12 protein-coding genes are annotated in these 12,586 nt (G+C 67.8%); 9 read left to right on the plus strand and 3 right to left on the minus strand.

The window, feature by feature from the left end; translation table 11 throughout:
* Positions 1–30: 30 nt before the first annotated feature.
* Together ccsB and ACXMDP_RS12555 are read left to right on the plus strand one after the other, a co-directional pair.
* Positions 31–969: a c-type cytochrome biogenesis protein CcsB gene (gene ccsB / locus ACXMDP_RS12550; protein WP_259730760.1), complete on the plus strand. Its 939-nt coding sequence runs from the start codon at positions 31–33 to the stop codon at positions 967–969.
* Between the two features lie 73 nt (positions 970–1,042).
* The gene (locus tag ACXMDP_RS12555; RefSeq protein WP_457766934.1) at positions 1,043–2,527 is read left to right on the plus strand and encodes a glycosyltransferase family 39 protein; all 1,485 of its coding nucleotides are present in this window, start codon (positions 1,043–1,045) and stop codon (positions 2,525–2,527) included.
* 28 nt (positions 2,528–2,555) lie between these two features.
* Here ACXMDP_RS12555 and rpe read toward each other — a convergent pair whose 3' ends face one another.
* On the minus strand, positions 2,556–3,239 hold the full coding sequence (gene rpe / locus ACXMDP_RS12560; RefSeq protein ID WP_259730758.1) for a ribulose-phosphate 3-epimerase: 684 nt from the start codon (positions 3,237–3,239) through the stop codon (positions 2,556–2,558).
* 187 nt (positions 3,240–3,426) lie between these two features.
* Between rpe and glpX the strand changes: the two genes are divergently transcribed.
* From glpX to ACXMDP_RS12595, 7 genes are all read left to right on the plus strand, one after another.
* Complete coding sequence (gene glpX, locus ACXMDP_RS12565) at positions 3,427–4,431, plus strand: class II fructose-bisphosphatase (protein ID WP_094513103.1); 1,005 nt, start codon at positions 3,427–3,429, stop codon at positions 4,429–4,431.
* A gap of 10 nt (positions 4,432–4,441) precedes the next feature.
* Positions 4,442–5,752 (plus strand): glutamyl-tRNA reductase, encoded by a 1,311-nt coding sequence (locus tag ACXMDP_RS12570; RefSeq protein ID WP_259730757.1) that lies wholly within the window; start codon positions 4,442–4,444, stop codon positions 5,750–5,752.
* Between the two features lie 78 nt (positions 5,753–5,830).
* Entirely contained in the window at positions 5,831–7,126 is a 1,296-nt protein-coding gene (locus ACXMDP_RS12575) for a glucose-1-phosphate adenylyltransferase (protein ID WP_255101285.1), read from the plus strand.
* 86 nt (positions 7,127–7,212) lie between these two features.
* Positions 7,213–8,628, plus strand: a complete 1,416-nt coding sequence (gndA, locus tag ACXMDP_RS12580; RefSeq protein ID WP_259730756.1) for an NADP-dependent phosphogluconate dehydrogenase — start codon at positions 7,213–7,215, stop codon at positions 8,626–8,628.
* Entirely contained in the window at positions 8,628–9,362 is a 735-nt protein-coding gene (pgl, locus tag ACXMDP_RS12585; RefSeq protein ID WP_259730755.1) for a 6-phosphogluconolactonase, read from the plus strand. The genes gndA and pgl overlap by 1 nt, the downstream gene beginning before the upstream one ends.
* Positions 9,362–9,940: a CIA30 family protein gene (locus tag ACXMDP_RS12590; RefSeq protein WP_457767231.1), complete on the plus strand. Its 579-nt coding sequence runs from the start codon at positions 9,362–9,364 to the stop codon at positions 9,938–9,940. The genes pgl and ACXMDP_RS12590 overlap by 1 nt, the downstream gene beginning before the upstream one ends.
* A complete protein-coding gene (locus tag ACXMDP_RS12595) occupies positions 9,937–10,425 on the plus strand; it encodes a hypothetical protein (protein ID WP_311134173.1) in 489 nt (162 codons plus the stop codon). The genes ACXMDP_RS12590 and ACXMDP_RS12595 overlap by 4 nt, the downstream gene beginning before the upstream one ends.
* Here ACXMDP_RS12595 and ilvD read toward each other — a convergent pair.
* Positions 10,409–12,079 carry a dihydroxy-acid dehydratase gene (gene ilvD, locus ACXMDP_RS12600; protein ID WP_259730753.1) on the minus strand — a complete coding sequence of 557 codons (1,671 nt, stop codon included), beginning with the start codon at positions 12,077–12,079 and terminating at the stop codon, positions 10,409–10,411. The genes ACXMDP_RS12595 and ilvD overlap by 17 nt on opposite strands.
* 169 nt (positions 12,080–12,248) lie before the next feature.
* Complete coding sequence (locus tag ACXMDP_RS12605; protein WP_259730752.1) at positions 12,249–12,551, minus strand: hypothetical protein; 303 nt, start codon at positions 12,549–12,551, stop codon at positions 12,249–12,251.
* Positions 12,552–12,586: the final 35 nt, after the last annotated feature.

The following is a 12,586-nucleotide window of genomic DNA, read 5'->3' on the forward strand; positions in this document are numbered from 1 at the left end:
ACCCAACCGCTTCTGGGAATCGTGCTTTCTGTGACCGATCCGGTTCTGACCCTCGCCCTGATCGCCTTCGGCCTGCTGCTGGTCGCTCTGCCGCTGGCCTTCTGGAGTTTGAGCGGCGGCCGTTCGAGCACGGTGGTGCGCCTGCTGGTGGCCGGGGCCAATCTGAGCCTCACCGCCCAACTCACACTGCGCTGGTGGGAATCGGGACACTTCCCGATCAGCAATCTCTACGAATCGCTCTGCTTCCTGGCCTGGGCCTGCACGCTCACCCAGCTGCTGGTGGAGCGCTCCTGGGCCTCCCCGCTGGTGGCGGCGGCAGCGACACCAATGGGTCTTGGCTGTGTGGCCTTTGCCAGCTTCGCCCTGCCCGACCGCCTGCAGGCAGCCTCCCCACTGGTGCCGGCCCTCCGCTCCAGCTGGTTGGTGATGCATGTGAGCGTGATCATGGTGAGCTACGCCGCCTTGCTGGTGGGTTCACTGCTATCGGTGGCCGTGCTGTTCACCGAGCGGGGCCGCCAGCTGGAGCTGCGCAGCAGTTCGATCGGCAGCGGCGGCTTCCGCCGCGCCCAGCTGGCCGCGGTGCCGGGGGGCGGCGAGGCCAGCAGCAGCAGCGGCCAGGGCCTGGAGCTGAGCAGCGTGGCTATCGGCGTGAGCGAACAGCTCGACAGCCTCAGCTACCGCACGATCACAGTGGGCTTCCTGCTGCTGTCGGTGGGTCTGGTGAGCGGCGCCGTGTGGGCCAATGAGGCCTGGGGCAGCTGGTGGAGCTGGGATCCGAAGGAAACCTGGGCCCTGATCTGCTGGCTCGTCTATGCCGCCTATCTGCACACCCGGCTCAGCCGCGGCTGGCAGGGCAGGCGACCGGCCCTGGTGGCCTCTGCCGGGCTGGTGGTGATCGTCGTCTGCTATATCGGCGTGAATCTGCTGGGCATCGGTCTGCACAGCTACGGCTGGTTCCTCGGTGACTGAGTCACAGCCTTCCCGGCGGCCAAGAACGCTCCCCCCAGCGCTCCTGCTGCCCCTGGTGCTGCTCGGCGGGTTGGTGGTTCGGTTGAAACTGGCCATGGTGCTGCCGCCCGGCTACGACGAGGCCTATTACCTCTTCTACGGCCGCCATCCGGCCCTGAGCTACTTCGACCATCCCGCCGCGGTGGGGCTATGGGCCTGGGTGGGAACCCGGCTCGGGGGTTCAATCCTGGCTCTGCGGCTGCCTTCCCTGCTGAGCTACACCCTGGCACTCGCCCTGCTCAGCGGCGCGACCGAGCGCTGGTTCGGCCGGCGTGCGGCCCTGCTCAGCGCCGTGCTGGGCAGCGTCGCTCCGGTCCTGTTCCTCTGCGGCGGCCTGCTGTTGCTGCCGGACAGCCCCCTGGTGCTGGCCCTCGCGGCCCTGCTCTGGTGGCTGTCACGACACCCCCGGGTGGTGCCCGTTTCACCCCGGGAGGCGATCGTCCTCGGTGTTCTGCTGGGGCTGGTCACCCTGGGCAAGTACCAGGGCCTGCTGTGGTTGCTCTCCCTGCTGGCCTGGTGCCTGGCCAACGGGGAATGCCGGCACCACTTCCGCAGCTTCTGGCCCGGCCTGGCCCTGCTGGTCTGGCTGATGGTGTCGGCGCCGCTTTGGCTCTGGAACCTCAACAACGGCTGGGCCTCCTTCCTGTTCCAGGGTGGCCGGATTGGTGGAGGGGGGGGCTATGACCTGGCGGCCCCGCCCCTGTTTCTCCTATCCCAACTGGTGCTGCTCTTCCCCACGGTCGGGGTGGTGCTGCTGGTGGCGTTGTGGCCCCGATCCCGCCGGGATGGTGCCACCGTTCACCGGCAGCTTCTGCGCTGGCTGGTGGTGCCGCAACTGGTGGTCTTCCTTTTGCTGGCTGGTCGCATGCAGGTGCTCTCCAGCTGGTTGGTGCCGGCCTGGTGGCTGCTGCTGCCGCTGGCAGGAGACTGGCTGGCCGGGCCCCACGATCGGCGGTGGCGGGGCTGGATCGTGGCGGGAGCCTGGGGCACGGCCCTGATCTTGCCAGCGCTGCTGTTCACCCTGGCCCTGCAGGTGCGCTGGGGAGTGCTCGACGCCTGGTTGCCCCCGGGGCTGGACCCCTCGACCCAGCTGATGCCTGCCGACAGCCTGCGTAGGGACCTGCGCCGCAACCCCGTCGTCTGGAAGGCGCTGCAGGAAGCCAGCCTGATCGCCGGCAACCGCTACGACCTGCCGGGCTTTCTGGCTCTGGCGCTGGGTTCGCAGCTGAATGCCGACTACACCACCTTCAACAACGATTCCAGGGGATTCGCCTGGTGGCAACCGCCCACTGGCTACCGGGGTGCCAGTGGGGTGCTGTTCGGCATCGTGGAGCCCGGCAAGCCCCTAGTGCGAGAAGCCTGGCTGCCTCAGCTGGGGAAGGTGGAGCCCCTGGGGACCGTTGAGATTCACCGCGCTGGCCGCCCGGCTTTGCAGTTGGAATTCAGCCGTTTTGGTCCCCTGCCCAGCCCCTGGCCCCGTCGTTACGGTCCCAATTCGGCACCGGAGAAGCTCCCGTAACGGCTTCCACACCGGCCCTCAAGAAGCCTCAGACCAGCACGGTCTCGCTCCGGCGGCTGTGGCGGATGCCGCTGATCGCTTCGCGGTAATCGGGCTGATTGAACACGCCGGAGCCCGAGACGATCGCGTTGGCACCCACCTCGATCACCTGCCAGGCGTTGCCGGCCTTGAGGCCGCCGTCCACCTCGATCCAGGGATCCAGGCCCCGTTCATCGCACATCCGGCGCAGGCGGCGCACTTTTTCCACGGCTGAAGGGATGAAGCTCTGGCCCCCGAAGCCGGGGTTCACGCTCATGATCAGCACCAGGTCACAGAGCTCGAGGCAGTACTCGAGGGTTTCCAGCGGTGTGCCGGGGTTGAGCACCGCACCGGCCTTCTTGCCGAGATCCTTGATCTGGCCGAGGTTGCGGTGGAGGTGAGGGCAGGCTTCCACCTGTACATAGATGTGATCGGCGCCCGCCTTGGCGAAATCGCCCACATAACGCTCGGGCTCCACGATCATCAGGTGCACATCGAGCGGTTTCTGCGTGACGGGGCGCAGCGCTTCGACGATCAGTGGGCCGATGGTGATGTTGGGGACGAAGCGTCCGTCCATCACATCCACGTGGATCCAATCGGCCCCCGCCTCGTCAACGGCCCGCACCTCGTCGCCGAGACGGGCAAAATCTGCAGACAGGATCGACGGGGCGATCACCAGAGGCTTCGTGCTCATGGCTGGGGCCACCGGGGCAAGAGATCCCGAGCATTGTAGGAAGAGGCCAGTACCGGTTCTCCAGCCAACGGGGCGCCCCATGGGGCGCTGATACAGTCGCCTCGGCCAGAGACCGAAACAAACCTGCTGCAGCTGGTCTGCCGGTTCTTGCTTCGGCACCGCCGCTCCCTCCCCCTGCCGGACTTTTGTGGATCGCACCCTCATTCAGGAACTGCTTGAAGTCGTCGAGCAGGCCGCCATCGCCTCTGCGCACCTGACCGGCCTCGGCAAGAAAGACGAAGCCGACGCTGCTGCCGTGGAGGCCATGCGCCTGCGGATGGGCAGCATCGCCATGCAGGGCCGGATCGTGATCGGCGAAGGGGAGCGCGACGAAGCCCCGATGCTCTACATCGGCGAGGAAGTGGGCAGCGGCACCGGTCCCGGCGTGGATTTCGCCGTCGACCCCTGCGAAGGCACCAACCTCTGCGCCAACGCCCAAGACGGCTCGATGGCCGTGCTGGCCGCTTCCGACCGCGGTGGCCTTTTCAATGCGCCCGACTTCTACATGAAGAAGCTGGCGGCACCGCCGGCCGCCAAAGGCAAGGTGGACATCCGCAAGAGCGCCACGGAAAACATCGCCATCCTCAGCGAGTGCCTCGGCCTGCCCGCCAATGAGCTGGTGATCGTGGTGATGGACCGCGCCCGCCACAAGGATCTGATTGCCGAGATCCGCGCCACCGGCGCCCGGGTGAAGCCCATCAGCGACGGTGACGTGCAGGCGGCCATCGCCTGTGGCTTCTCCGGCACCGGCACCCATTGCCTGATGGGCATCGGCGCTGCTCCGGAAGGGGTGATCTCCGCTGCAGCCCTGCGCTGCCTGGGTGGACACTTCCAGGGTCAGCTCGTGTATGACCCCGCCGTCGCCCAGACCTCCGAGTGGGCCGATTACACCAAGGAAGGCAACATCGCTCGCCTCAATGAAATGGGCATCACCGACATCGACAAGGTGTACGAGGCCGAGGAGCTGGCCTCCGGCGAGAACGTGGTCTTCGCAGGCAGCGGTATCACCGATGGCCTGCTGTTCAAGGGCGTCAAGTTCGAGCGCGACTGCACCCGCACCAGCAGCCTGATCATTTCCTCGCTCGATTCCAGCGCCCGCTTCACGGACACCATCCACATCAAGCCCGGCGCTCAAAGCGTCGCGCTGCGCTGAGTCCCACCCCATGCACATCGCCGTCGTCGGGCTCAGCCATCGCACGGCTCCTGTCGAAATCCGGGAGCGCCTCAGCATCCCGGAGCAGACGATGGAGGAATCCCTCCAGATCCTGCGCGGCGATGCCCAAGTGCTTGAGGCCTCCATCCTCAGCACCTGCAACCGGCTTGAGATCTACACGCTGCTGCGCCATCCGGAGCAGGGCATCACGGCCGTGGGCTCCTTCCTGAGCCAGCACTCGGGCCTTGATTTCGGCGAACTCACCCCCCACCTCTTCACGTATCACCATGAAGAGGCGGTGGGTCATCTGCTGCGGGTGGCGGCAGGGCTCGACAGCCTGGTGCTGGGGGAAGGGCAGATCCTCTCCCAGGTGAAGAAGATGGTGCGGCTGGGCCAGGAGCATGGCTCGATCGGCCCGATCCTCAACCGGCTGCTCACCCAGGCGGTGAGCACCGGCAAGCGGGTACGCACCGAAACCAATCTCGGCACTGGCGCCGTGTCGATCAGCTCGGCTGCGGTGGAGCTGGCCCAGCTCAAGGTGGGCCAGAGCCGCGGCGTCGACGACCTCGTGTCGCTCGAGGGCGAGCAGGTGGCGGTGGTGGGAGCGGGGCGCATGTCCCGCTTGCTGCTGCAGCACCTGCAGGCCAAGGGCTGCCGCGCCCTGGTGCTGCTCAATCGCACCGTGTCACGGGCGGAGGCCCTGGCGGCTGATTTTCCCGACTTGCCGGTGCAATGCCGGCCGCTCGAAGACCTGGACCATTGCCTCAGCACCTGCTCGCTGGTGTTCACCAGCACGGCCGCCGATGAGCCGATCATCGACGCCGCCCGGCTGCAGGGGCTCAACCGCCGCTCCTCACTGAAGCTGATCGACATCGGCGTGCCCCGCAACATCAGCTCCGACGTCGCTGCCCTGGGTGGGGTGGAGGCCTTCGATGTGGACGATCTGCAGGAGGTGGTGGCCCGCAATCAGGAGGCCCGCCGTGAGATCGCCGCCGAAGCCGAAGGGCTGCTGCAGGAGGAAGCTCGCCAGTTCCTCGACTGGTGGGACGGCCTGGAAGCCGTGCCCACCCTCAACCGGCTCCGCCAGCAGCTGGAGCTGATCCGCGAACAGGAGCTGCAGAAAGCGCTCAGCCGCATGGGCCCCGACCTTTCAGCGCGGGAGCGCAAGGTGGTGGAAGCCCTCACCAAAGGCATCGTCAACAAGATCCTGCACAGCCCGGTCACCCACCTGCGGGCGCCCCAGCCACGCCAGCAACGCCATCAATCCATGAAAGTGCTCCATGAACTTTTCGCGCTTGATGAGTCCAGCGGTGAGGGCTGAATTCCAGACCACCGACCGGGGGTCACGTGCTCCGGTACGGTGCTCGAATGCTGACAACAGCAGTCCTTGGGGGCAGTGATGAAGCGGGTTCTGGCGATCATCCTCGGCGGCGGAGCGGGCACCCGGCTCTACCCGCTCACAAAGATGCGGGCCAAGCCGGCGGTGCCGCTGGCCGGTAAATACCGGCTCATCGACATCCCGGTGAGCAACTGCATCAACTCCGGGGTCAACAAGATCTACGTGCTGACGCAGTTCAACAGCGCGTCGCTCAACCGCCACCTCACCCAGACCTACAACCTCTCCGCCGGCTTCGGGCAGGGGTTCGTGGAGGTGCTCGCGGCTCAGCAGACCCCTGACAGCCCCAGCTGGTTTGAAGGCACTGCGGACGCCGTGCGCAAATACCAGTGGCTGTTCCACGAATGGGACGTGGACCACTACCTGATTCTCTCCGGCGACCAGCTCTACCGGATGGATTACAGCAGCTTCGTGCGCCACCACATCGACACCGGCTCCGACCTGAGCGTGGCGGCGCTGCCGGTGGATGCAGCCCAGGCCGAGGGCTTCGGCCTGATGCGCACCGATCCCCAGGGGTGGATCCGCGAGTTCAGCGAGAAGCCGAAGGGCGCCGCCCTGGAAGCGATGGCGGTCGACACCTCCCGCCACGGCCTCTCGGCCGACGAGGCCCTCAAGCGCCCCTACCTGGCGTCGATGGGCATCTATGTGTTCAGCCGCGACACCCTGTTCGACCTGCTGGTGAGCAATCCCGAAGCCACCGACTTCGGCAAGGAGATCATCCCCACCTCCCTGGCGCGGGGCGACAAGCTCAGCAGCTTCGTCTTCAACGACTACTGGGAGGACATCGGCACGATCGGGGCGTTCTACGAGGCCAACCTGGCGCTCACCGACCAACCCAGCCCGGCGTTCTCCTTCTACGACGAGAAATTCCCCATCTACACGCGGCCCCGTTACCTGCCCCCCAGCAAGTTGCTCGACACCCAGGTCACGCAGTCGATCATCGGTGAAGGCTCCCTGCTGCAGGCCTGCAGCATCCACCACTGCGTGCTCGGCGTGCGCTCGCGCATCGAGGCCGAAGTGGTGCTTCAGGACACCCTGGTGATGGGCGCCGACTACTTCGAATCGGCGGAAGAGCGGGCCGTGCTGCGCGAGCGAGGCGGCATCCCGCTGGGCGTGGGCAATGGCACCACCGTGCGGCGCTCGATCCTCGACAAGAACGTGCGCATCGGCCGCAACGTCACGATCGTGAACAAGGACCACATCGAGGAAGCCGACCGGCCGGAGCTGGGCTTTTACATCCGCAACGGCATCGTGGTGGTGGAGAAGAACGCCACCATCGCTGACGGCACCGTGATCTGAGCGGTTGCTGACACAGCCGCGCAGGCGGCAGCGTCGGGCGGGCCGCAGGGGCACACTGGCTCAGAAAGGTTTGCAGCCCAACCCACATGAGCAAAGCGCACTTCGGCCTGATCGGCCTGGGCGTGATGGGCGAGAACCTGGTCCTCAACGCTGAGCGCAACGGCTTCTCCAGCGTCGTCTACAACCGCACCTGGGCCAAGACGGAAGAGTTCCTCAACGGCCGCGGCGCCGGCCTTCAGATCATCGGCGCCCACTCCCTTGAGGAGTTCGTGGCCAGCCTGGAGCGGCCCCGCCGCATCCTGATGATGATCAAGGCGGGCCAGCCGATCGACGACACCATCGCCGCCATCTCCCCGTACCTGGAGGATGGCGATCTGCTGATCGACGGCGGCAACTCTCTCTACACCGACACCGAGCGGCGGGTGAAGGAGCTGGAGAGCAAGAGCTTCGGCTACATCGGCATGGGGGTGTCCGGTGGCGCCAAGGGCGCCCTGGAGGGGCCGAGCATGATGCCCGGCGGCACCAAGGCGGCCTACGACGCCATTGAGAGCCTGGTGACCAAGATGGCCGCCCAGGTGGAGGACGGCCCCTGCGTCACCTACATCGGCCCCGGTGGCGCCGGCCATTTCGTCAAGACGGTGCACAACGGCATCGAGTACGGGATCGAGCAGATCCTGGTGGAGGCCTACGACCTGATGAAGCGCGGCGCCGGCCTCGATGGCATCGCCATGGCCGATGTGTTCGACGGCTGGAACCAGCTGGAGGAGCTCTCCTCCTATCTGGTGGAAATCACCGAGGTGTGCCTGCGCACCCGCGATCCTGAGGATGGCGGCGACCTGGTCGAAAAGATCCTCGACGTGGCCGGCCAGAAAGGCACCGGCCTCTGGACCGTGATCAGCGCGCTGGAAATGGGGGTGCCCGTGCCCACCATCTACGCCTCCCTGAACGGGCGGGTGATGAGCTCGATGAAATCCGAGCGGGTGGCCGCTGAATCGGTGCTGCCGGGTCCGGCGCCCCACCCCGTGCAGCTCGGCGAGCCCACCGAAGGCCTGCCGCCGCTGCGCGATGCGGTGATCCTTGCCTGCATCGCCAGCTACGCCCAAGGCATGGCCCTGCTGGTGGAAGCCTCCAAGCTGCACGACTACAACCTCCACCTGTCCGCGATCGCCCAGATCTGGAAGGGGGGCTGCATCATCCGCGCCCGCCTGCTGCAGCGCATCCAGGACGCCTACGACACCAATCCGGGTCTGGCAAACCTGATGGTGGACCCCTGGTTCGCCGAACAGATCAACCGCCGGCTGCCCGGCCTGCGCCAGGTGGTGGCAGATGCCGCCCAGGCCGGCATTCCCGTGCCCTGCCTGAGCAGCACGCTCGATTACATCGACAGCTACCGCACCGCCCGCCTGCCCCAGAACCTGCTGCAGGCCATGCGCGATTGCTTCGGCGCCCACACCTATCAGCGGGTGGACCGCGACGGTGCCTTCCACACCGAGTGGCTCTGATGGAGCACACCCCATCGCCCACCTATCAGCTGAAGGTGGTAGCCGGGGGGCAGGAGCAGCTGGCGGAGTCCGCCGCCACCACGATCGCCTCTGCCATCGACCTGGCGCTGGCGGAGCGGGAGCGGGCCCAGATCGCCCTCGCCGGTGGCACCACCCCGGAGGCCGCCTATCGCCATCTCGGCGCGGCCCACCTGCCCTGGAACCGGGTGGACGTGCTGCTCGGGGATGAGCGCTGGGTGCCGGCCGACGACCCCTCCAGCAATGCGCTGCTGCTGAGCCGCTCCCTGCTGGCCGCCGGCCCGGGCCGGGAGGCCTGCTTTCATCCCGTCCCCACCGATCAGGACACGCCGGAAGCCAGCGCCGCCGCCTTCGCGGCCGTGCTGGCTCGCCTCTGCCCCGGCGATCCGCCGGTGCTGGATGTGGTGCTGCTGGGTCTGGGAGAAGACGGCCACACCGCCTCGCTGTTTCCAGGCACGGCAGCCACCACGGTGGTGGATCGCCCGGTGACGATCAGCGAGGGCAAGGGCTTGCCCCGCGTGACCCTCACCGCACCGGTGCTGAGTGCCGCGCGCCAGGTGGTGTTTCTGGTGAGCGGGGCAGGCAAGCGCCAGGCCCTGCAACGCCTGCTTGATCCGAACGAGCCGGCCGTGCGCACCCCGGCCCGGCTAGTGAAGCCCCTCACTCCGGTGCTGATCCTCGCCGATCCCGCCGCTGCGGCAGGCTTGGAGCCTTGATGGAGCCGGCTGGCATGGTGGCACCGCTGGTGGTGGTGAGCGGCGACGGGTTCAGCGGGTGGCTGGCCCTGAACGACACGATCATGGGAGGACGCAGCAGCGGCGTCTGCCGCATCGGCCCGGAGGGGCTGGTGCTGGAGGCCGATGTGGTGGAGCAGGGCGGTGGCTTCGTGAGTTGCCGCTCGCCGCTGTTCTCCCCGCCCCTGAACCTGGGCGACTACCGCGCCCTGCAGCTGGAGTTGCGTGGCGACGGCCGCCGCTACAAGCTGGCCGTGGCCTGCGCCGATGGCGTCGCCGGGCTCACCGAGCTGATCCCCGGCGGGCTGCGCTGGGTGGCGGAGTTCGACACCAGCGTCAGCGCGCCTGACCAGCCGCCCCAACGGGTGGAGATTCCCTTCGCTCAGCTGCGGGCCTCGGTGCGGGCCCGCCCGCTGAACCTGCCGCTGCGCTTCGATCCCGGCCGGGTCACGCGGCTGCAGGTGCTGCATTCCAAGTTCGGCGACGACGGCCAGCTGAACGCAGGCTTCCGGGCCGGCCCGCTGCAGTTGGCTCTGGTGGCGGTGCGAGCGGTGCCGTGAGCGCCGCCGATGAGCTCAGCCGGCGGATCGCCGCCGCGGCCGATCTCTGCCTCAAACCGCACCGCCATGCGGTGGTGGGAGCCATGGCGAGCGGGGCCTCCGGCTGTCAAGGCTCCGCCAGTGAAAGCTCCGCGGGGCCTGGCGACTGCTGCCTGCGCCTTCAGCCGCGGGGGATCGACGGGGAGCGGCTGCCGCAGCAGGACATCGAGCTGGAGCTCTACCGCAGCGGCAACGACCTCCACATGATGCTCAGCTGGCCGGAGCAACCGGAGCAACCGATGCTCTGGCACGGCCAGCACCCCGTCTGGATGGACGGAGAAACGGGGCTGCGCACCGAGCGGCCGCCGGCCGGCGCCCCGCTGGAAGCCCTGGCCCGGCGTCTGCGCGCCTTGCTCAGCCTCCCCTCCGATGCACACGGTGAGGATCCTGCAGAGGCTGCAGGCCCTGCAGGCGAGCCCCCTGGCAGGCCTAGACCGGATCGGTGACGGCACCCAGACTGCTGCTGCTCACCAGGCGGGCGTACTTGCCCAGCACGCCGGTGCGGTAGCGGGGGGCGGGGGCCACCCAGGCAGCGCGTCGGCGCTCCAGCTCGGCCGCGTCAACGTTCAGCTGAATCAGCAGCTGGTGGGCGTCCACGGTGATGCTATCGCCTTCTTCCACCAGCGCGATGGTGCCGCCCACGGCCGCCTCCGGTGCCACGTGTCCCACGACCATGCCGTAGGAGCCACCACTGAAGCGGCCATCGGTGATCAACGCCACCGATTCGCCCAGCCCCTGGCCCACGATCGCGGCGGTGGGGGAGAGCATCTCGCGCATGCCGGGGCCACCCACGGGACCCTCGTAACGCACCACCACCACATCGCCGGCCCCCACCGATCCTGCCAGGATCGCCTCCAGGGCACTTTCCTCGCTCTCGAACACGCGGGCCGGGCCGGTGATCACGGGGGTCTTGACGCCGCTGATCTTGGCCACCGCCCCCTCTTCCGCCAGGTTGCCCTTGAGGATGGCCAGGTGCCCCTTGGCATAGAGCGGATTGGAGAGGGGCCGGATCACGTCCTGACCGGCCGGGGGCTCGCTGGGCACATCGGCCAGCACCTCACGCAGAGTGCGCCCCTCGATCGTGCCGCAGTCGCCGTGCAGCAGGCCCGCATCGAGCAGCAGCTTCATCACCTGCGGGATGCCGCCGGCCCGGTGCAGATCCACCGTCACGTAGCGGCCGCTGGGCTTGAGGTCACAGATCACCGGCACCCGCTGGCGGATGGTTTCGAAATCGTCGATGCTGAGCGGCACCTCGGCGGTGCGGGCGATCGCCAGCAGGTGCAGCACCGAGTTGGTGGAGCCGCCGACGGCCATGATCACGCTGATCGCGTTTTCGATCGCCTCGCGGGTGATCAGGTCGCGGGGGCGGATGTTCGCCTCGATGGCACGCACCAGCACCTCCGCCGAACGGGCGGCGCTCTCCGCCTTCTCCGGATCTTCCGCCGCCATGGTGGAACTGCCCGGCAGGCTGAGCCCCATCGCTTCGAAGGCCGAGCTCATCGTGTTGGCGGTGAACATGCCGCCGCAGCTGCCGGCACCGGGGCAGGCGTTCTTCTCGATCGCCAGCAGCTCCGCCTCATCGATGCGGCCCCCCGAAAACTGACCCACCGCCTCGAAGGCGCTCACCACGGTGAGATCACAGGGACCAAGCCGGCCGGGCTTGATCGTGCCGCCATAGACGAAGATCGCCGGGATGTTCATGCGGGCCATGGCGAGCATGGCGCCAGGCATGTTCTTGTCGCAGCCGCCGATCGCCAGCAGGCCGTCCATGCTCTGGGCGTTACAGGCGGTTTCGATCGAATCGGCGATCACCTCCCTCGACACGAGCGAATACTTCATCCCCTCGGTGCCCATCGAGATGCCGTCGCTGACGGTGATGGTGCCGAACATCTGGGGCATGGCACCGGCGCTGTGGGCGGACTGCTCAGCGCGCCGGGCCAGGTCGTTCAGGCCGATGTTGCAGGGCGTGATCGTGCTGTAGCCGTTGGCGATGCCGATGATCGGCTTGTCGAAGTCGCCGTCGCCGAAGCCCACCGCCCGCAACATGGCGCGGTTGGGGGAACGCTGGACACCTGCGGTGATGGCGGCGGAGCGGAGCATGGAAGGCAGGGGAACACCGGAGATCAACCTACCGATCCGCAGGAAAAGCCTCCGCGTCAGGAGTGTCCGCAGAACACAGCGTGCGGCGGGAGGGGTTCCAAGCCGGAGGAGCCGTGAGGCGGGCCTTTGGCTGGCGCCTGGGCTGAAGGCTGTTGGGCCAGCGGGCGGATCAGTTGTCCGGGGTTAGGCACTCCAGCTGGCGCCGCACATCCTCGATGGCCTGGTTGAGCTCCTGAACCTTGTGCTGCAGCTCCTTTTCGAGCAGCGGGCGACGGATGTAGCCCTCTCCCTCGCTGGGGCCATCCTGAAAGCGCGAGAGGGTGAGGCGACGGCGCTGGCGCTCGGCCAGCCGGCGGCGCTCAGCGGCGTCGAGCAGCCACCAGGCCAGCCCGGCCGCTCCCACCACGGCCCCGGCGATAGCGCTGGCCAGGATGGTGCTGCCGCCGCGCGTTGACCCGTCGTGTCCTGCCATCAGGTGGCTCCGATCCAAAAGCCCAGTGACACAGC

Source organism: Cyanobium sp. ULC065 (genome assembly GCF_977927515.1).

Excerpts from the sequence above, each read along its gene's own strand:
- rpe (WP_259730758.1), bottom strand. The coding sequence starts at position 3,239 with ATGAGCACGAAGCCTCTGGTGATCGCCCCGTCGATCCTGTCTGCAGAT.
- ACXMDP_RS12570 (WP_259730757.1), top strand. The coding sequence starts at position 4,442 with ATGCACATCGCCGTCGTCGGGCTCAGCCATCGCACGGCTCCTGTCGAA.
- ACXMDP_RS12575 (WP_255101285.1), top strand. The coding sequence starts at position 5,831 with ATGAAGCGGGTTCTGGCGATCATCCTCGGCGGCGGAGCGGGCACCCGG.
- gndA (WP_259730756.1), top strand. The coding sequence starts at position 7,213 with ATGAGCAAAGCGCACTTCGGCCTGATCGGCCTGGGCGTGATGGGCGAG.
- pgl (WP_259730755.1), top strand. The coding sequence starts at position 8,628 with ATGGAGCACACCCCATCGCCCACCTATCAGCTGAAGGTGGTAGCCGGG.
- ACXMDP_RS12590 (WP_457767231.1), top strand. The coding sequence starts at position 9,362 with ATGGAGCCGGCTGGCATGGTGGCACCGCTGGTGGTGGTGAGCGGCGAC.
- ilvD (WP_259730753.1), bottom strand. The coding sequence starts at position 12,079 with ATGCTCCGCTCCGCCGCCATCACCGCAGGTGTCCAGCGTTCCCCCAAC.
- ACXMDP_RS12605 (WP_259730752.1), bottom strand. The coding sequence starts at position 12,551 with ATGGCAGGACACGACGGGTCAACGCGCGGCGGCAGCACCATCCTGGCC.